The organism is Bradyrhizobium sp. BTAi1, from assembly GCF_000015165.1.
Taxonomy (GTDB): Bacteria; Pseudomonadota; Alphaproteobacteria; order Rhizobiales; family Xanthobacteraceae; genus Bradyrhizobium; species Bradyrhizobium denitrificans.
Map to the genome: position 1 here is coordinate 6,442,140 of NC_009485.1, position 19,913 is coordinate 6,462,052.

Genomic DNA, 19,913 nt, shown 5'->3' on the forward strand with positions numbered 1-19,913 from the left:
ACATTTCTTCACGCGACTTAATCCTGCGCAATCGGCTTCCCGCCTAAGGCTTTGGGCATCAAACAAGTAACCAACAGGGAAGTCCTGCGGCGTGGCCGACCGACCGGCGCGGCCCGCTTCCGAACGCGATCGCCAGCCGCCGTGACACGCCTCCTGCTCGCATTAAGCCTCGCAGCCCCGCTGCTCGCCGGCTGCGCCGTCGGCCCGGACTACGTCACGCCGGATTTCGGCGTGCCGAACAGCTGGAGCAGCGACCGCGGCCGCCCGGCGCCAGCGCTGAAGCTCGCGCAATGGTGGCACAACCTCGCTGATCCGCAGCTCGACCAGCTGATCACCGAGGCTGTCGGCGGCAATCTCGACGTGGCCTCGGCCAAGGCGCGCATCCGCGAGGCTCGCGCCACCCAGCGCCAGGCGATCGGCGCCCTGTTTCCGAGCATCAGCGGCACCGGCTCCGCGACCGAGACGCGCAGCGCCAGTTCCTCGACGGGCGGTGTCGCGATCGGCCCGACCACCTACAGCCAATATCAGGCCGGCTTCGATTCGAGCTGGGAGCTCGATCTGTTCGGCGCCAATCGCCGCGCGGTCGAAGCCGCATCCTATGGCGTCGACGCGGCGGATGACGATCTGCGCGCGACGCTGCTCACCCTGATCGGCGACGTCGCCTCCAACTACATCGATGCCCGCGCCTACCAGGCGCGGGTGGCGCTGGCCAAGCGCACCGCGGCCTCGCAGCGCGAGACCGCCGCGCTGACCGAGCGCAAGCAGAACGCCGGTTCGGCGTCCGCCGTCGACACGGCCAAAGCGAACGCGCTCGCTGCCAGCACCGAGGCGACGATACCGACCTATGAGAGCTCCTATCAGCAGGCCGTGCACCGGCTCGGCGTGCTGCTCGGCCGCGATCCAACCGCGCTCAGCCTGCGGCTGTCGCGCGCCACGGTCATCCCCTCGCCACGTCTGCCGCTGCCCAAGGGCATCCCTGCCGACGTGCTGGTGATGCGGCCCGACGTGCGCAAGGCCGAGCGTCAGCTTGCGCAATATACGGCGAAGATCGGCCAGGCAACCGCGGCGCTCTATCCGGATGTCAGCCTCAGCGGCACCGTCTCGACGTCAGCGCTGAAGCTCGGCGACCTCGGCAAGAATTCGACGATCGGCTGGTCGATCGGGCCGAGCCTCTCCGTCCCGATCTTCAATGGCGGCAAGCTGCAGGCTGCGGTCGAGGTCGCGGAGGCGCAGCGTGACCAATATCATGTCGCCTGGCAGAGCGCCGTGCTGAGCGCGCTGGAGGATGTCGAGAACGCCATCGTCAACCTCGCCCAGGAGCGCATCCGTATCCGCAGCCTGACGGAATCGGCGCGCCGTTACAGCGAGGCCGCCAGACTGTCGCGCTCGCTGTACGAGACCGGCTCCAGCACCTTCCTCGACGTGCTCGATGCCGAGCGCTCGCAATTCACCGCCGAAGACAGCCTGCTGGCAAGCCGGGCCACGCTGGCAAAGGACTACGTGGCGCTGGCCAAGGCGCTCGGCGGCGGCTGGACCGGCGCGATCGACAGCACCGTTCCCATTGTTGTCGACGACAACACCGGTCCGCATCTGGCGCAGACTGTCGTGGCCAGGTCACCGAAGCGTTTTTCCGAAGAGATCAAACCCTCGCCATGAACGCGCCCCTGCCTCCCATGCCCCGACCGGCCGCAATCGACGGCAGCCTCTCGCCGCCTGTCAAGCCGAAGCCGCAGCGCCGCTGGTCACGACTGATCCTCGGTGCGGCCGTTGCGCTGGCAGTGGTCGCTCTGCTCGTTGCCCGCTACAGCAGAAATCCCAACGCCAATCTGGTCACGGCACCGGTCACGATCGGCGATGTCGAGCAGACCGTGCTCGCGACCGGCACCTTGAAGCCGGTCAAGCTGGTCGCGGTCGGCGCTCAGGCCTCGGGACGGCTGGTGACGCTCAATGTCGAGCTCGGACAGAAGATCAAGGCGGGTGACCTGATCGGCGAAATCGACTCGCTGACGCAACAGAACACGCTGCGGACCAATGAGGCGGCGCTGCGCAACGTGCGTGCGCAGCGCGACGAGAAGATCGCCACGCTGGCGCTTGCCGAGGCCAATATGGCGCGGCAGCAGGTCACGCTGGCGCAGAAGGCGTCCTCGCGGGCGGATTACGACAGCGCCGAAGCGACCGTGAAGCAGACGCAGGCCCAGATCGCGCAGCTCGATGCGCAGATCGCCGAGGCCGAGGTCGCCATCGAGACCGCGCGCGTGAACCTCGCTTATACCAGGATCACCGCACCGATCGACGGCACCGTGCTCTCCATCGTGACCCAACAGGGCCAGACCGTGAATGCGGTGCAGTCGGCGCCGACGATCGTCGTGCTCGGCCAGGTCGAGACCATGACCGTGCGCGTGGAAATCTCCGAGGCCGATGTCGTCAAGGTCAAGCCGGGACAGAACGTCTACTTCACGATCCTCGGCGATCCCGACCGCCGCTTCCACGCGACGCTGGGCTCGATCGAGCCGGCCCCGGAATCGATCAAGACCGATTCGAGCTTCTCATCGACATCGACGACGACATCGAGCAGCAGCTCGTCCTCCTCCACCACGTCCTCGGCGATTTATTACAACGGCGTCTTCAACGTTGCCAATCCGGATGGGCAGTTGATGACCTACATGACCGCCGAGGTCCACATCCTGCTCGGTGAGGCGCGCAAGGTGCCGACGATCCCGTCCTCGGCGCTGGGCAATGTCAATCCGGACGGCAGCTATACGGTCCGTCTGCTCAATGGCGCCAGCGCGTTGGAGAAGCGCAACGTGCGCATCGGCCTCAACAACAAGATCCGGGCCGAGGTGAAGTCCGGCCTGAGCGAGGGCGAGCGCGTCGTCATCTCCACGCCTGAGGAAGCTCCGAAGCAGACCGTGATGCCACCGCCGGCGTCCTCCGGGGGGCCATGATGGCAGAGCTGCTGATCGACCTGCAGAATGTCGGACGCCGCTATGCCTCCGGCGACAGCACGGTGCATGCCTTACGCGGCGTCGACATCCAGATCGCGCGCGGCGAGATGGTGGCGATCATCGGCCAGTCGGGCTCCGGCAAGTCGACCTTGATGAACATCCTCGGCTGCCTTGATCGGCCGACCTCGGGCAGCTACCGGATCGCCGGCCGCGAGATGAGCTCGCTCGATCCGGACGAGCTCGCGGCGTTGCGCCGCGAGCATTTCGGTTTCATCTTTCAGCGCTACCATCTGCTCGGCGAACTGACCGCCGCGCAGAACGCCGAGGTTCCCGCCGTCTATTCAGGGCTCACGCAGGCTGCGCGACGCCACAAGGCCGAGGCGCTGCTGCGGCGGCTCGGCATGGGGAGCCGCATCGATCACCGGCCAGGCCAGCTCTCGGGCGGCCAGCAGCAGCGTGTCTCGATCGCCCGCGCGCTGGTCAACGATCCCGACGTCATCCTTGCCGACGAGCCGACCGGCGCGCTCGATCGCGCCAGCGGCGAGGAGGTGCTGCGCATCCTCGACGAGATCAGCGCCTCCGGGCGCACGGTCATCATCGTCACGCACGACGCCGGCGTCGCGCAGCGGGCGCGGCGCATCATCGAGATCCAGGATGGCCGCGTCATCTCCGACCGGCTCAATTCGCGTGGCCCGACACAGGCTCAGACCACCGCAGCCGAAGTCCCGGCGGCCTCCGCATCGTCATGGTGGCGCAGCTATCTCGATCGCTTCCGGGAAGCGGCGCGGATGGCGCTGCTCGCCATGAACGCGCACCGGATGCGCGCCTTCCTCACGATGCTCGGGATCATCATCGGCGTCGCCTCCGTCGTGCTGGTGCTGGCGCTCGGCAAAGGCTCGCAGGCGCGCGTGCTGAAGGACATCAACCGGCTCGGCACCAACACGCTGGAGTTCTTTCCGGGCAAGGATTTCGGCGACACGCGCGCCAACAAGATCAGAACCCTGGTGCTCGCCGACGCCAAGGTCATGGCAGAACAGCCCTATGTCGACGCGATCTCGCCGACGGTGTCGACCACCAGCACCCTGCGTTTCGGCGCCATCGAGGTCAGCGCGCAGGTCTCGGGCGTCGGCGAGCAGTATTTCCGCGTCAAGAACACCGAGCTCGCCGAAGGCAGCTATCTCGACGCCGACACGGTGCGGTCCTACGCCCAGGATGCGGTGATCGACGACAATGCGCGCAAGGCGCTGTTTCCGGATCCGGATGTGAGCCCGCTCGGCAGCGTGGTCCTGATCGGCAAGGTGCCCTGCCGCGTCGTCGGCGTCACCAAGCAGCAGCAGGCCGGCTTCGGCTCCAGCTCGACGCCGATCGTCTATCTGCCCTACACCACCGTGCAGGCCCGCTTCATCGGCAACCAGGTGCTGCGCAGCATCAGCGTGCGCGTCGACGAGGCGACGCCGATGGCTGCCGCCGAGCGCGCGGCAACGGCGCTACTCACCGCGCGCCACAACGCCAAGGATTTCTTTGTCCTCAACACCGACGACATCCGCAAGACGGTCGAGAGCACCACGCAGGTGCTGACCCTGCTGGTCGCGGCCATCGCCGTGATTTCGCTCCTGGTCGGCGGCATCGGCGTCATGAACATCATGCTGGTGTCGGTGTCGGAGCGCGTCGGCGAGATCGGCGTACGCATGGCGGTCGGTGCCCGCCGCAGCGACATCCTGATGCAGTTTCTGATCGAGGCGGTGCTGGTCTGCCTGCTGGGCGGCGCGCTGGGCCTCGGGCTCGCAGTCGGCTTCGGCTCCATCTTCAATGCACTCGATGTCGGCTTTCAGCTGATCTATTCACCGCTGGCCATGGTCGGCTCCGCGGTCATCTCGATGGCGATCGGGATCGGCTTCGGCTACATGCCCGCACGCAGCGCGTCGCGGCTCGATCCGGCGACAGCGCTGGCGCGGGAATAGGCCAATCTGTGCCCCCGTGGCCCTGCCGCTTGCCGGGAGAGGTCGGGTTTGCGTCTTCCGCGGTTCGCCTCAAACCGCCCGCCGTCTGCGCGCTGCCGCTACCGTTTTGCGGCCATCTGCGTGTTCGTTGCGGCGTCCTGAGCGACCGCGCCCTTGTCGACCCATTCGGGCGGCGCGCCGAGCCGGTTGGCGACCATGCCGATCAAGCCGGGATCGCGGCCGAACGCCTCGCACGCCGCGTGCCTTGGCTTTCCTCCCAACGCGGCGCCGATCCGTTGGATCGACGGCAGCTTCGGCGCCTTGCCGAACGGCGTCTCGCCGGTCACCAGCATCTGGCCGAAATCGGCGCTGAACGAGGCAGCCAGATCGTAGGCGTCGCCGGCCTGTGACAGCACCGGCGAATTGGTGAACGAATTGGCGCCACGCGCCCACACCATCGCAGCCTGCTGACGTCCCTTGCGGTCGACCGCCTCGGCTTCGACCGTGAGACTGCCGAGGCCGATCGGCAGCCGCGGCACCGGCACGGGAACGCCGAGCGCACCGGGCACGGCCGAGACGACCTTGGACGCCCCCGCCGCGACCGGGTCGGTCGCCGTCGCCTGGGTGATGAAAGTGCGCGTCGTCAGGTCGGCCTTCTCATATGGAGCGACGACCGTGAAACGTTCGCTCAGATTGAGGCACAGCGCGCGATCGACGGCATTGGCGACCAGCCGGCGCTGCTCGTCGCTCAGAACCTCGTTGGCCTGTCCGGAAAACGACGTCGGCATGATGCGGATGGTCGAGGCCGCGAGCACCGCGTCCTTGTCGACGTTCAGCACGGACTTGGCGAGAACGCCGTTGGATTCGGACAGCGTCTGATAGGACGCGAGCGCCCCACTCTGCGTCATCGGCGCGGTCGCGCAACCGGCCAGGCCCAGGGCCGTGCAGAGCATGGTCACGCGAGCAGCGGCCGGCGTGTACGATCTCACCCAACACGCGATGTCGACCTCGACCATGCCCGGACCGCCTTCACGCCTCTCATGTCCGCCTCTGCGGACGGCGCATCGTTCTCATCCGACAATTCGGACAGCATAGGGCGGAAGCGTGGAGAGATGTTACGAAACGGCGCGAACCGCGGAGAGAGTGCGGCGCGCGTGTCGCGAGCATGGCGTTGTCGCGACAGGCAAGATTCGATGCAGAAGCCCATCTGCCGAGAACGATCTTCTATCGGGCTGATCGGCAGCACAACTCATCGAGACGAGCCACGCAGCGACAGCGCCGATGTCCCCTCTCCCCTCGTGGTCCACAACGGGAGAGGCTCAACCGTTCGCGAAGCTCACCGCGTGCCTCGGCTCGACCGCTTGATCCTCTGAGGGCTTGTGAGAATGCTTGTCCCGGCGGATCACCCCAGCAGCTTGTCCAACGTGATCGGCAGGTCGCGCACGCGCTTGCCGGTGGCGTGATAGACCGCGTTGGCGATGGCGGCGGGGACGCCGACGATGCCGATCTCGCCGAGGCCCTTGATGCCCATCTTGTTGATGATGCGATCCTCTTCCTCGACAAAGATCACCTGGATGTCGTGAACATCGGCATTCACCGGCATGTGATACTCGGCGATATTGGCGTTCATGATGCGCCCGAAGCGATGGTCGATCCTGGCCTCTTCATGCAGCGCCATGCCGATGCCCATGACCACGCCGCCCATGATCTGGCTCGACGCCGTCTTGGTGTTGAGGATCCGGCCGGCGGCAACCGCGTTGACGATGCGCGTCACCCTGACGACGCCAAGCTCTTCGTCGATCTTGACCTCGGCGAAGATCGCCGCGTGGGTGTTGTGGGCGTGCTTGTCGTCCTCCTTGAATTCCGAGCCGCGCTCCTTCTCGATGCGATCCATGCCGCCATGGCGCATGACGTCCGCCATCGCAACCGACCGGCTGCGATCGGCAATCGCGACAACGGCACCATCGGCCAGCGTCACCTCGTCCGCCGTGAGCCCCAGCAGCGGCGAACCCGGCATGGCTTGCGCGATCGTCAACAGCTCGGCGCGGATGTCACCGGCCGCATTGACGATCGCGTGCGAGATCGAGGCCGCGGTCCAGGAACCGCCCTCGACCGGCGCCTTTGGCAGAGTGGAGTCGCCGAGCTTCACGGTGATGCTGTCGAGCGGCACGCCGAGCATGTCGGCAGCGACCTGCGCCATGATCGTGTAGGTGCCGGTGCCGATGTCGGACGTCGCGCTCGCGACCTCGACATGGCCGTTGGCCGTCATCACGATGCGCGACGCGAACGGCATCTGCATCGCCTCCCAGGCACCGCTCGCCATGCCCCAGCCGACCAATTCACGTCCCTCCCGCATGGAGCGCGGCTCCGGGCCGCGCTTGGACCAGCCGAAGGCTTCGGCCCCCTGCTGATAGCACTCGCGCAGCCGCTTGCTGGAGAACGGCAGGTTCTTGTCCTGGTCGCGGTCGGAGTAGCAGCGCAGCCGCAACGCCAGCGGGTCCATCTTCAGCGCAACCGCGAGTTCGTCCATCGCGCATTCCAGCCCGTACACGCCGCTGGCCGCGCCCGGCGCGCGCATGTCGCCCGGCGTCGGGACGTCGAGCCTGGCCAGCCGATGCGTCGCGCGCGAGGTCTCGGACGTATAGAGCACGTCGCCCCAGCCGATGTCGTTGCGCGAAAACGCCTCGAGCTGTGACGTCATCGCGATCGCCTCATGCGTCAGCGCCGTCAGCCCGCCGTCCCGGTTGGCGCCGATCGCCAATCGCTCGATGGTCGCCGGGCGATAGCACAGACCGTACATCTGGGCGCGGCTGAGCACGACGCGCACCGCGCGCTTCAGCTTGAGCGCGGCCATCGCGGCGAGCACGACCTGATATTGCGGCCGCAGGCCGGATCCGAACGCGCCGCCGACGAAGGGCGACATCACCTGGACGTCGTCCTCCTTCAGCTCGAACACGCCGCAGACATAGCGCTGCACGTTCTGCACGCCCTGGGTCTTGTCATGGACCACGAGCTTGCCGCCGTCGCGCCAGAGCACCGTGGAGGCGAACAGCTCCATCGGATTATGGTACTCGACCGGAACACCGTATTCGGCATCATGGCGAACGGGTGCGCCGGCGAGGGCACGGGTCGCATCGCCGCGCGGCTTGATCGGCTTGTCGACCTTGAACGCCTGCTCGCGCCGGGCATGCAAGTCGGTCGCGAAATCCTCCGCCTGATACTTGACATCGACCAGCGTCGCAGCAAAGCGGGCCGTGTCCTCGTCCTCGGCAACGACGAGCGCGACCGGCTGGAAGTTGAAATGCACGCGGTCGTCGTAGAGCGGACGATAGGGTGAGCCGCCCTGGGGCGCGACCTCGTCGCGATAGCCATCGTCCTTATCGGCCATCCTGACACGGTTGGTGTGGGTGATGACGTCGATGACACCGCCGACCGTGCGGGCGCGGCTGGCGTCGATGCTGGTGATGCGCCCCTTCGGAATGGTGGCGCTGACCACGATTCCGTAGGCGAGATCAGGCGCGGCGAATTCGGCGGCATATTTGGCGGCACCGGTGACCTTGGCGCGGCCATCGACGCGGGAGGTGGCGGAGCCGATGCGAGCTGTCATGGGATCACCGGATCGTCTTGGTGGATTGGATCTGAGGTGTGCCGTTCGCGGCCTGTGTCAGCGCGCGCCGGATGGCACGGCGGGCCAGCGGGATCTTGAAGCCATTGTGCGCGTGAGCCCCGGCGTCCGCGAGCAGCATATCGGCCGCCCGGTCGAACGCGTCGTCCCCCGGGGCCTGCCCGCGCAGCGCGGCTTCCGCTTCCGCGTTGCGCCAGGGCTTATGGGCGACACCGCCCAGCGCCAGCCTGACCTCGCGGATGCGGCCGCCGTCGAGCTCGAGCGCCGCGGCGACCGAGACCAGCGCAAACGCATAAGAGAGACGATCGCGGATCTTGAGATAGCTATGATTGGTCGCGAAGCCCTGCGCCGGCAGCTCGATCGCCGTGATGATCTCGTCGGCCCGCAGAGTGTTATCGAGATCGGGACGGTCGCCGGGCAGCCGGTGAAAGTCGGCGAAGGCGATCGCACGCTCACCCTGCGCACCGGTCACCTGCACCGTGGCATCCAGGGCCGCCAGCGCCACGCACATGTCGGAGGGATGCGTCGCGATGCAGTCCGGGCTGGCGCCGAGGATCGCGTGATTGCGGTCGAGCCCGCCGATCGCCGAGCAGCCCGCGCCGGGGTTACGCTTGTTGCAGGGCATGGAGACATCGTAGAAATACGCGCAGCGCGTCCGCTGCAGCAGATTGCCGCCGGTCGAAGCCATGTTGCGCAGCTGCGCCGAGGCCCCGGCCAGGATCGCGCTCGCGAGCAGCGGATAGCGGCTCTCGACGATCGGGTGATAGGCCAGCGTGCTGTTCGGCACCAGGGCGCCGATCCGCACACCGCCGGCGCTCGTCTCCTCCACCACATTCAACGGCAGCCGGCTGATGTCGATCAGCCGCCGCGGCTGCTCGACATGGTACTTCATCAGATCGATCAGATTGGTACCGCCGGCGATGAACTTTGCATCGGGCGTCTCAGCCTTCAGCTTGACCGCCTCGGCGACGTCGCTCACGCGCGCGTAATCGAAATTGTTCATCGGCCGCCTCCCATGGCCTGCTCGATCGCGCTGATGATGTTCGGATAGGCGCCGCAACGGCAGATGTTGCCGCTCATCAGTTCGCGGATCTCATCCTTGCTGTTCGCCCTGCCCTCGGCGATGAGCCCCGCGGCCGAGCAGATCTGGCCCGGCGTGCAATAGCCGCATTGAAAGGCATCGTGGTCGATGAAGGCCTGCTGCAGCGGATGCAGTTCGTCGCCCTTGGCAAGGCCTTCGATCGTGGTGATCTCGGCACCGTCCTTCATGACTGCCAGCGCCAGGCAGGACAGCGCGCGGCGGCCATCGATCAGAACCGTGCAGGCGCCGCATTGACCGTGGTCACAGCCCTTCTTGGTCCCGGTGAGATCGAGGTGATTGCGCAGCAGGTCGAGCAGCGTGGTCCAGGGCGCAACAGACAGCGTACGGCGTTCGCCGTTGATCCGAAGCGTGACGGACAGCGGGGCTGGTTTGGTCAGAGGTGCGACACTCTCGCGCGGCGGGCTCATGCGGGGTCTCCGTTGACGGACCCGCGTCAACCCGCAATGGCGCGATTGGTTCTCAGCAATTTTTGCGCGGCGGACCGCAGCCATTCGCGCGCGCGGCCCGCACCGGAGGCCTTCAGCGGGATGCGTTGTGGATCAAGCGCTTCGCCAGATACACTCAGGCGGCGCGGCCGAGCCAGGCCCGCATCTTCTGGGCCAGGCTGCGCCGGGCGCCGCCATTGGGATCATCCGCGACGGCTGAAGCCGTGTCCGGGCGCAGCTCTGCCGCCGCGTCCGCATTCGGCATGTCCGATGGCGCTTCGGCGCTCGCGCGGACGTCCTCGGCGGCCCGCGCAGGAGAGCCGGGCACCAGCGATTTGATCGCGGCCGCCACCGCCTCGACGCGCGCGAGATCCGCCGGCGCGCGCTCGGTCTCCGGCGTTGCCGGCTGCATGGTCTCCGCTTCGACCTGCAACGGGGCAGGCGTGTCGGGCTGGGCCGGCGCAGGGGGCTCCAGCGGAGGCAGTATCTCGGCTGCGGGTTCGCACGCGATCTCGGGGATCGCCTCGGCCGGCTCTGACGGCGGCCCCGGGACCTGCGACGGCAGAGTAACGCGGCTGCGGCGCTTCTTGGTCGTTGCAGGCTTTTCCGCCGCGACCTTCTCTGCCTGCACCTTCTCTGCCGCAGCTTTTTCGGCCTGCGCCTTTTCGGCCGCGACCTTGGGCTCCAGCGCCGGCTTCGCCTTGGCCTTTCGAATCAGGCCGGCAAGCGCATAGGGGCCAACCGTCTCCAGGAACGTCTTCTCGTGATCGCGCGACAGCCGCGCGACGGCGGCCTCGAGCGGCAGCCAGTCGACGGCGCGAACGTCGTCCATCAGCGGCTGCGTCTGGTCCCCGGACGCCTCCATGCGCCAATAATGCACGACCTTCGAGCGGGTGCCGGTGTCATGAACCAGGGTGCCGAGGAACTCGTGCACGGTCACCTTGTGCCCGGTCTCTTCCAGCACCTCGCGCTTGGCGGCGTCGCGCGGCGTCTCGCCATCATCGAGCTTGCCCTTGGGCAGCACCCATTCGTCGCGCTTGCGCAGGCGCACCACCGCGACCCGCGGCGGTTGCTCCCGCCGCAGCACAATGCCGCCTGCCGCCATGATGGGCGCTCTCGCCATCGCCTCTCCTGTGGCCGGGGATCGCGGGGGCCGCGGTCCCGATTCGTGAATTGAGCGCAACCATATAGTGAAGCGCAACGGCGAAATCGAGCGCCGGTGGCGCAGATCTTACATTCCCTCGGCGGCGACGCGCCTGCGCCACAGCGGTTGGCCGGCGCGAATCCGCGCGCCCTCGGCGATCTCAGGGCAGAAGGTGAAGTCGCCGGGCGCGAGCAGGATGATGGTGGAGCCGTGCTCGAACCAGCCGAGTTCGTCGCCCTTGCGCACGACATTGTTGCAGCTGTAGGCGAGCGGCCGCTCGGTCTGCGCGTTCAATACGCGGTCGAGCGCGTGCAGGCGGATGCTGGCGACCAGGATCGCAGCGACCGGCACGATGGTGAACGGCTCGCCTGTCGCGAGATGGGTGCGGATGACGGCGCGCTCGTTCTTGCAGAACAGCCGCTCGACGCGCTTCAGCGCGATCGGATTGACGTTCCAGACATCGCCATGGATCAGGCTGACATGCTCGAGCGTCATGTCCGCTGGCGCGTGAAAGCGATGATACATGCTCGAGGTCAGCCGGATGGTGACGAAGCAGCCATTGCGATGGGTCTCGACCACGGCGGGATCCGCAACGAGGTCGCGCAAGGCGTAAGGGGCGCCCTTGATCTGATAGAGCTCGCCGTCGCGGATCTGGCCATGGGCGCCGATGATGCCGTCGGACGGGCTGGTCACGATCGCGGGATCGGGATCGAACGGCCGCAGGCCTGGCTTCAGCTCGCGGGTGAAGCAGGCATGCAGGCTCTTGAACTCGCTCTCCTTGGCCTCGGAGAGATCGAGATCGGAGAACAGCTTCCACAGCGCGATGGAGGCGTCCTTCACCAGCGGATTCTCGATCTTGGAGAACCAGCCCATGAAGCGGGTCAGCGCGGCGCGCGGCACGCGGTTGGTGAGCAGGAAGTTGAGGTCTTCCTGTTGGGTGAAGGAGGCGATCAGGCTTTTGACTGTCATGAATCTGTCAGCAGGAGTGGTTAGCGCTTTTGGGCATGATGGAAAACGCGATTCCTTATGTAACGTTGGCGGTTGGCGCTGCCGTGACGGCCGCCGTCGCCCCGAAGGTCAAGGCCCGCATCGAGCTGTCGCGTGCCAAGCACCGCTCGCTCGCCGGCCATTCCAAGATGTCGCGCCGGATCTCCAGGCTGATCCCGCGTTATGAGTTCGAAATCGACGACTTCTTCCGCTCCGATGGCGCGCCGGGGGAGATCGCCACCCGGCGCCAGGACGGCTTCTTCCGCCTCGGCGCGCTGTTCCAGGAGAAATTCGCCAAGAGCCGCGCGCTCACCGCGGAGGCTGCAAGCCGCATCTCCGACCTGCAATTCACCCAGTCCTACCGCGTGCCGTTCCAATACAGCCGGCTGGTCAAGGAGCAACTCGGCGCCGGCTCGTTCATGCAGGCCTCGTCCGGCGTCACGCTGACCGACCTCGACGGCAATCAGTTCTATGACCTCACCGGCTCCTACGGCGTCAACATCTTCGGCTACGACTTCTACAAGGAGTGCATCGCCGCCGCCGAGCGGCGCGCGCAGGCGCTCGGCCCGGTGCTCGGCCTGTATCATCCGGTCGTTGCCGACAATGTGAAGCGGCTGACCGAACTGTCCGGCATGGACGAGGTCTCGTTCCACATGTCCGGCACCGAAGCCGTGATGCAGGCGGTGCGGCTCGCCCGCTACCACACCGGCCGCAGCCACCTGGTGCGCTTCGCCGGCGCCTATCATGGCTGGTGGGGCGACGTGCAGCCCGGCGTCGGCAATCCGATCGCGCCGCACGAGACCTACACGCTGGCCGAAATGTCGGAACGCACGCTGCACGTCCTGCGCACACGGCGCGACATCGCCTGCGTGCTGGTCAATCCGCTGCAGGCGCTGCATCCGAACGGCAACGCACCGGGCGATTCCGCGCTGGTCGATTCCTCCCGCAAGGGCCGCTACGACCGCGAAGCCTACACGGCCTGGCTGAAACAGCTGCGCGAAGTCTGCACCCACAGGGGCATCGTGCTGCTGTTCGACGAGGTGTTCCTCGGCTTCCGGCTCGCCCCGGGCGGCGCCCAGGAATATTTCGGCGTCAAGGCCGACATGGTGACCTACGGCAAGAGCCTCGGCGGCGGCCTGCCGATCGGCGTGGTCTGCGGCAAGAAGGACTATATGCGCCGCTTCCGCGACGACCGGCCGGCCGACATCTGCTTCGCCCGCGGCACCTTCAACTCGCACCCTTACGTGATGACGGCAATGGACGAGTTCCTGAGCCGGCTCGACAGCCCGAACTTCCGCACCATCTATGATGGGCTCGACGAAACCTGGGACGGCCGCGCCGGCGAGCTCAACACTGCCCTGAGCGCGCGCGACCTGCCGGTGCGCGTGTCCAATCTGCAGTCGATCTGGCTGGTCGAGTACACCGTGCCGTCGCGCTACAATTGGATGCTGCAATTCTATCTGCGCGCCGAAGGCCTGGCGCTCAGCTGGGTCGGCACCGGCCGCTTCATCTTCAGCCTGAACTACACCGACGCCGATTTCGCCGAGGTCACCAAGCGCTTCGTCGCGGCGGCGGAGAAGATGAAGCAGGACGGCTGGTGGTGGAACGACGGCACCCTCACCAACAAGGCGATCAAGCGCCAGATCCTGAAAGAGATGGTCGGCGCCGTGGTCGGACGTTGAGGTCGCTCTCTGCCCCGCTTTCGCGGGGCGGTGGCCTACGGCGATCGGCGTTTTGCGCCCGACTGTCTCCACGTCGTCATGGCCGGGCTTGTCCCGGTCATCCACCTTGTTCGGCATCGCGGGATCGACGTGGGTACCCGGGACAAGCCCGGGCATGACGGTATCGCTCTCGAGCGGGACTGCTCGTCGCGACAGCCCCCTCTCCCCGTATGCGATCGCCACGCGCCCTTGCGGGGCATATCGGCCGGCTTGCAGACTCCGACGGGCGGGGGCCGTCGCCTCCGGCGCTCGCATGGTGAGCACAGCAAGCCTGCCGCCTCCCCGGCCCTCCTCCGCAAGCGGAGAAGGGCGTGCACCGCGCTCATCGCGACAGCTTGCGTCCAACATCGAGACATCCCCACAAACACCGATGCCCGGGACCGGCCCGGGCATCGCGCAGTTCAGGTCGAGCGCCCGGCTCAGGCGTGCTGCTCTTCGAGATTCTCGCCCATCAGGTGCAGGCCCGGATCGATCAGCTCGCCGCGCAGCAGCGCCAGCGGTGCCGAGCGATACTGCATGAAATCGTTGAACGGGTCGGTGATGATCTTGGTCATCCAGACCAGGCCGGTCTCGACGTCGCGGATGAAGAACAGCTGCACGGTGCGGAAGACGAGGCCGCCGATGCCGATCACGAGCCAGAGCTTGGCGGTTTCGCGGGCGAAATCCATCGCCGTGGTCCAGGGCGACAGCAGGCCGAACAGGGCCGGCTGCAGATACAGCACCACCGGCGCTGCGGCCCAGATCGACATCAGCACGACCTTGCGCTGCAGATTATAGCCGACCTTGATCTCTTCCTTGTGCTCGTGGGTCGCCTGATTGACGTGGTCATAGCCCTTCGGCTCGAAGAAGAAGTGCCCGGCCTGGCGCGACGTCATCGACACCAGCCAGCCGATCAGCGCCGACATCAGCGGATCGAACACCATCATCACATAGGCGATCAGGAAGCTGAGCGCGCTGACGAAGTGCAGGCTCTGATTGATGCGGCTGTGGTGGTAATAGCGATGGTCGTCCCAGCGCTGGATCCGCAGCTGCTCCAGGAAATGCTTGATCATGGTTGCTCCGAAGAATGAGTTGCAGGTCGTGTACAGGGATTCGGTGTAGATCGTGTGACATCATCAAGATGTCACACGATCGGACGCAAGAAAACGTCGAGAACTACCGAGAAGCGCGCGCCGCGGAGGGAGGCTGCCGCGCCTCAGGCTGCGGCAGCGAGGTCCTGCTTGCGGAAGCGCACCAGCGAGAAGTGTCCGAGCGGCGGGATCAGGCGGCGCTCGACCAGCTCCATGCGCTGCGCGCCGGCGAGCCAGCGCATGTAGCGCGACCAGCCGAACTCGGCGGTGCGGAAGCCGAGCCGGCGCACCACCGGCTGCAGCGCCTGCTCGATGACGCGGCGCAGGCCGTCATCGGCGCTGACGCGGGTGAGGATGATCAGCTCGCCGCCGGGACGCAGCACGCGGGCGAACTCGTCGAGCGCGACTTCCGGATTCGGCACGGCGGTCACGACATATTGCGCCATCACGACATCGAAGGAGTCATCGGGAAAATCGAGGTTCTCGGCATCCATCACCGCCAGACCCTCGACATTCTTCAGCCGCTGCTCGGCGACGCGGCGCATCGCCTTGCCGAGCATCGCCTCGGAAATGTCGGTGCCGAACACCCGGACATGCGGGGCATAAAGCGGCAGCGAGATGCCGGTGCCGACACCGACCTCGAGCACGCGCCCGCCGAGCTTGTTGGTGGCGCTGATCGCGGCCTTGCGGCCCTTCTCGAACACGCCGCCGAAGACGAGGTCGTAGATCGGCGCCCAGCGATCATAGGCCTGCTCGACCTGCTCGCGATCGAAATCGAGCTCCTGCGCACCGCGGAGCTTCATGGTTTCTGCCATCGTTACATCTCACTCTGTTTTGCAATTGATGTGGTGACGCGATGTTGGCTATCAGCCGCGCACGGCGCTCTGCCCGACCAGCACCGGCGTGGGACGCACGGCACGGGACGGCTGCAGCACGGCGAGATTGCCGATGAACTGGCGCGCGCTGTTCTCCCAGGAGCGATCCAGCGCGAAGGCACGGCAGGTCTCGCGCGACATGGTCAGGGCCTTGAGGCAGGCGGCGCGCAGGTCCCAGTCGATCGCACCGATCGGATGATCGGCAATGACGTCGAGCGGTCCGGTGACCGGGAACGCCGCCACCGGCGTGCCACAGGCCAGCGATTCGAGCTGCACCACGCCGAAAGTATCGGTCAGGCTCGGAAACACAAAGACGTCGGCGGCCGCCATATGCCCGGTCAGGTCCTTGCCGGTCTTCTCGCCGAGGAAATGCGCCTTCGGAAAACGGCGCTCCAGCTCGGCCTTCTGCGGACCGCCGCCGACCACGACCTTCGAGCCCGGCAGATCGAGCGACAGGAACGCTTCCAGGTTCTTCTCGACCGCGACGCGGCCGACCGTCATGAACACCGGACGCGGCAGGTCGAGCGCGGCCGGCTCGTCCGGATTGAACAGCTTGGTGTCGACGCCGCGGGTCCAGAAGCCGAGCTTCTTGAAGCCGCGCGAGGCCAGGTCCTGCTTCAGCGAATTGGTCGCCACCATGGTCATGGCGGCAGCATCGTGAAAGCGGCGCATCACCCAGTAGCCGACCGCGTCGGGAATGCCGGTGCGCACCGACACATATTCCGGGAAGCGCGTCGTGTAGGACGTCGTGAATGGCAAGCCATGGCGCAGGCAATAGCGGCGCACGGCCCAGCCGATCGTGCCTTCAGTCGCGATATGAATTGCATCGGGCGCTGCGGCCTCGATGCGGCGAGCGATTTCGCTGAACTTGGGAATCGCAAGCCGCAGGCCCGGATAGGTCGGCACGCCGAATGACGGAAACCCCTCCGGCGTGAGGAAGGTGATATCGGCGCCGAGGCCCGCGGCCGCGCGCGACAGCGACGTGAGCGTGCGCACCACGCCATTGACCTGCGGGTGCCAGGCGTCGGTTGCGATTAAGATCCGCATAAGTCGATCCGGAAAGTTGCAGCGATTCTGAACATCCGCAAATTCCGACATTCTTATTTCAGGCGTGTGACGTCATCGAACTGTCGAAGGTTCTTTTTGCCGCTCCCGGCCGTTTTCCGCGATGTCCGTGGCCCCCGCGGCGCAGCTGCTGTCGTGAAACCGTCATGAAACAAACGGTTAAGCCGACGAAGCCGTTTTGCACCTGCTACGAAAACGCAACGAAACTTTTCTCCCTTATGAGTTGCAGCATAAGGCGCCGATCAAGCTGCGCCAAAGCTGATGACAGGCGACTGATTTCAAATCCGCTGACCGGCGTAACGGCAGCGGCGCACGCGCGATCAAACAGGGGACATTGATGTTCACCTCAGGCATATTCCGTTCGCATTTCCGCATCCTCGCCGGCGCACTGATGACGGCGACCATCGTGACGGCCACGCCGACACAGGCCGCCTCGCCGGCCCCGCTCCCGTTTCCTTTCCTGCTGCCGCCGGTTGCGAGCTTCGAGCCGCCGGTAGCCGAACCGCAGACTCTCGCGCCCAGCGAGGACGACGCAACAGCTTATGAGTTGCCGGCCCGCCTGCGCCGCCAGGTGGTGAACTACGCGACCCGCGAAGCGCCAGGCACCGTCATCATCGATACGCCCAACACCTATCTGTACTACGTGCTCGGCAACGGCCAGGCGATGCGCTACGGCATCGGCGTCGGCCGTGATGGCTTCACCTGGTCCGGCACCCAATCGGTCACCAGGAAGGCCGAATGGCCGGACTGGACGCCGCCACCGGAAATGATTGCCCGCCAGCCCTATCTGCCGCGTCACATGGCCGGCGGACCGGGCAATCCGCTGGGCGCCCGCGCCATGTATCTCGGCGGCACGATCTATCGCATCCACGGCACCAACCAGCCGGCAACGATCGGCACGCATGTGTCCTCGGGCTGCATCCGTCTGACCAATCAGGACGTCATCGACCTCTATGCGCGCGTCAATGTCGGCGCCAAGGTGATCGTGCTGCCGATGGACCGTCGCGCCGATCTCGGCCGCATCACCCGCTGATCGTCACGCCTGCAATCGTTCACTTCTCATCTTCCCCTTCCTCCCAGACTTGGACCGCCCGGGCCCCGCGCCTCAGGCGGTCTTTTTTTGCGCGCTGGTCTGATGCGCCGTCTGGCGCCGCTTGCGCCATTCACCATCGCGACCGAATGATGGCGGGCAGCGCGTCCGGCTGCCCTGGCGCGCCTGCGTTTGGCCCTGTAAGCTTGGCAACCTTGCATTAACCGCGATCGCGCCGTTGCCGGAGCGCGCCGGGATCGCCACCGCTGGAGTCCGTGGATACGACATGAAGCTTCCGACGCCGCGTCCGGACTGGCAGAACAAGCCGCATCCGCTGGCTCCGAAATCGCAGCCGCCGCTGCGACGCTCGCCGCCGCCGCTGCGAATCATCCTGTTCGGTGCGGCCGGGCTCGCGGCGCTCGTTCTCATCGGCATCATCGTCGCGGAAGTCTTTCTGTTCTCAAGCACCACCCCCGCACCGCCATTGGCCGCGTTGCCGCCATTGCCGCCCGCGACCCGCAACTCGATCATCATGGCGCCGGTGTCGGTCTCGCTCGGCGCCATCCGCGACGCCGCCGAAAAGGCGACGCCGCGCAATTTCTCGGGCAAGGCCGAGAATCCGGTCACGCAGCTGCTGCAGAATGCCGATATCGGCTGGAACGTGTCGCGCGGCGCCATCGCCGCAACCGGTGCCCAGGATACACTGTCGCTCGCGACGCCGCTGTCGGGCCGACTCAACGTCACGGGCTCGTTGTCGGCCAAGACCACCGGGGCCCTGGGAGACGCCATCGGCGGGCTGCTTGGATCGGACGCCGCCAAACAGATCGGGGTCAATATCAAGAACCTCAACGCGACCGCCGACATCAAGGGCAATGTCATGATCGCGATGCGCCCCCGGCTGGCCGCGTCCTGGTATGTCGAGCCCAACTTCGCCGCCCAGGTCAACCTGGGCGATACGGCTTTGACCGTTGCCGGGGCGCGCCTCAACGTGCCGGCGCAGATGAAGCCGATCATCGACAAGAACGTCAATGATCAGCTCGGCGTGCTCAGCGAACGGCTGCGCAAGGACCCGACCCTGCGGCGGAACGCGCAGATCCAATGGGAGCGCGCGTGTCGCTCGGTCCCGCTGCAGGGCACCGCGCCCGGCCTGCCGGCCGTCTGGCTCGAGATCAAGCCGACCCGGGCGCTGGCCGCGCAACCCGTGATCGACGCCAATGCCGTCACGGCCACGATCGGGATCGAAGCCGAAACACGGGTGACGCCGGCGCAGACCAAGCCGGAATGCCCGTTCCCGGAAAAGATCACGATCGTGCCGCCCACGGCCGGCGGCATCAATGTCGCGGTTCCGATCGACGTGCCCTTCACCGAACTCAACAAGCTCGTCGATTCGCAACTCGCCGGGCGGACGTTTCCGGAAGACGGCTCCGGCCCGGTCGCCGTCACCGTGAAGCATGCGACCGTGGTCCCCTCCGGTAACCGGCTGCTGATCTCGCTCCAGGTCAAGGGCAAGGAGAAGGAAAGCTTCTTCGGGTTCGGGGCCGAGGCGACCGTCCATATCTGGGGCCGCCCGATGGTCGACCAGGCGCAGCAGATCCTGCGCCTGTCCGACCTGCAGCTGGCTGTGGAATCGGATGCGGCCTTCGGCCTGCTCGGCGCCGCCGCGCGCGCTGCGGTCCCGCATCTGCAGCGTGCCTTGCTGGAGCGCTCGGTGATCGATCTCAAGCCGTTCGCCGACAATCTTCGTGAGAAGGTCGCCGCCGCGATGGCCGAACTGCACAAGAACGAGAACGGCGTCAGGGTCGATACCGACATCAACAATCTCGCTTTGACCGACATTGCCTTCGACGCCACAACGCTGCGCGTCATCGGCTCGGCCGAAGGGACGATGACGGTGCGTGTCAACGCGCTGCCAGGGCTGTGAGCTGAAACCTTTCGCAACGGTCCCATGCGCGGCCTCGCTTTGCAGGACGCAGTCAAGACAGCT

At 66.5% G+C, this 19,913-nt stretch carries 15 protein-coding genes; 6 read left to right on the forward strand and 9 right to left on the reverse strand.

The features are described from left to right. The first annotated feature begins 141 nt into the window (after positions 1–141). Genes BBTA_RS29030 through BBTA_RS29040 form a run of 3 tightly spaced genes read left to right on the forward strand, consistent with a single transcriptional unit; the run spans position 142 to position 4,906 of the window. Positions 142–1,656 carry an efflux transporter outer membrane subunit gene (locus BBTA_RS29030; protein ID WP_012046072.1) on the forward strand — a complete coding sequence of 505 codons (1,515 nt, stop codon included), beginning with the start codon at positions 142–144 and terminating at the stop codon, positions 1,654–1,656. After that, positions 1,653–2,945 (forward strand): efflux RND transporter periplasmic adaptor subunit, encoded by a 1,293-nt coding sequence (locus BBTA_RS29035; protein ID WP_012046073.1) that lies wholly within the window; start codon positions 1,653–1,655, stop codon positions 2,943–2,945. The genes BBTA_RS29030 and BBTA_RS29035 overlap by 4 nt, the downstream gene beginning before the upstream one ends. After that, entirely contained in the window at positions 2,945–4,906 is a 1,962-nt protein-coding gene (locus tag BBTA_RS29040) for a MacB family efflux pump subunit (RefSeq protein WP_172241538.1), read from the forward strand. Before BBTA_RS29035 ends, BBTA_RS29040 begins: the two co-directional genes overlap by 1 nt. A 98-nt stretch (positions 4,907–5,004) precedes the next feature. Here BBTA_RS29040 and BBTA_RS29045 read toward each other — a convergent pair whose 3' ends face one another. From BBTA_RS29045 to asd, 6 genes are all read right to left on the reverse strand, one after another. Then, positions 5,005–5,901, reverse strand: a complete 897-nt coding sequence (locus tag BBTA_RS29045) for a DUF3313 domain-containing protein (RefSeq protein ID WP_012046075.1) — start codon at positions 5,899–5,901, stop codon at positions 5,005–5,007. A gap of 386 nt (positions 5,902–6,287) precedes the next feature. Next, on the reverse strand, positions 6,288–8,492 hold the full coding sequence (locus BBTA_RS29050; protein ID WP_012046076.1) for a xanthine dehydrogenase family protein molybdopterin-binding subunit: 2,205 nt from the start codon (positions 8,490–8,492) through the stop codon (positions 6,288–6,290). Between the two features lie 4 nt (positions 8,493–8,496). Continuing rightward, positions 8,497–9,513: a xanthine dehydrogenase family protein subunit M gene (locus tag BBTA_RS29055; RefSeq protein ID WP_012046077.1), complete on the reverse strand. Its 1,017-nt coding sequence runs from the start codon at positions 9,511–9,513 to the stop codon at positions 8,497–8,499. Beyond that, the gene (locus BBTA_RS29060; RefSeq protein WP_012046078.1) at positions 9,510–10,019 is read right to left on the reverse strand and encodes a (2Fe-2S)-binding protein; all 510 of its coding nucleotides are present in this window, start codon (positions 10,017–10,019) and stop codon (positions 9,510–9,512) included. The genes BBTA_RS29055 and BBTA_RS29060 overlap by 4 nt, the downstream gene beginning before the upstream one ends. Before the next feature lie 154 nt (positions 10,020–10,173). Continuing rightward, a complete protein-coding gene (locus tag BBTA_RS29065) occupies positions 10,174–11,160 on the reverse strand; it encodes an NUDIX hydrolase (RefSeq protein ID WP_041750960.1) in 987 nt (328 codons plus the stop codon). Between the two features lie 108 nt (positions 11,161–11,268). Then, complete coding sequence (gene asd, locus BBTA_RS29070; RefSeq protein WP_012046080.1) at positions 11,269–12,150, reverse strand: archaetidylserine decarboxylase; 882 nt, start codon at positions 12,148–12,150, stop codon at positions 11,269–11,271. Between the two features lie 35 nt (positions 12,151–12,185). Between asd and BBTA_RS29075 the strand changes: the two genes are divergently transcribed. Continuing rightward, on the forward strand, positions 12,186–13,850 hold the full coding sequence (locus BBTA_RS29075) for an aminotransferase class III-fold pyridoxal phosphate-dependent enzyme (RefSeq protein ID WP_012046081.1): 1,665 nt from the start codon (positions 12,186–12,188) through the stop codon (positions 13,848–13,850). A 458-nt stretch (positions 13,851–14,308) separates the two neighbouring features. On the opposite strand, the gene BBTA_RS29080 is transcribed toward BBTA_RS29075, so the two are convergent. From BBTA_RS29080 to BBTA_RS29090, 3 genes are all read right to left on the reverse strand, one after another. Continuing rightward, a complete protein-coding gene (locus BBTA_RS29080; protein WP_012046082.1) occupies positions 14,309–14,941 on the reverse strand; it encodes a hypothetical protein in 633 nt (210 codons plus the stop codon). Between the two features lie 143 nt (positions 14,942–15,084). Further along, positions 15,085–15,774, reverse strand: a complete 690-nt coding sequence (locus tag BBTA_RS29085; RefSeq protein WP_085972643.1) for a class I SAM-dependent methyltransferase — start codon at positions 15,772–15,774, stop codon at positions 15,085–15,087. Between the two features lie 51 nt (positions 15,775–15,825). Next, on the reverse strand, positions 15,826–16,881 hold the full coding sequence (locus BBTA_RS29090) for a glycosyltransferase family 1 protein (RefSeq protein WP_012046084.1): 1,056 nt from the start codon (positions 16,879–16,881) through the stop codon (positions 15,826–15,828). Positions 16,882–17,236: 355 nt separating this feature from the next. Here BBTA_RS29090 and BBTA_RS29095 point away from each other — a divergent pair, with 355 nt between their 5' ends. Beyond that, entirely contained in the window at positions 17,237–17,932 is a 696-nt protein-coding gene (locus tag BBTA_RS29095; RefSeq protein ID WP_012046085.1) for a L,D-transpeptidase, read from the forward strand. 283 nt (positions 17,933–18,215) lie between these two features. Beyond that, positions 18,216–19,850: a DUF4403 family protein gene (locus BBTA_RS29100; protein WP_012046086.1), complete on the forward strand. Its 1,635-nt coding sequence runs from the start codon at positions 18,216–18,218 to the stop codon at positions 19,848–19,850. The last annotated feature ends 63 nt before the right edge of the window (positions 19,851–19,913 follow it).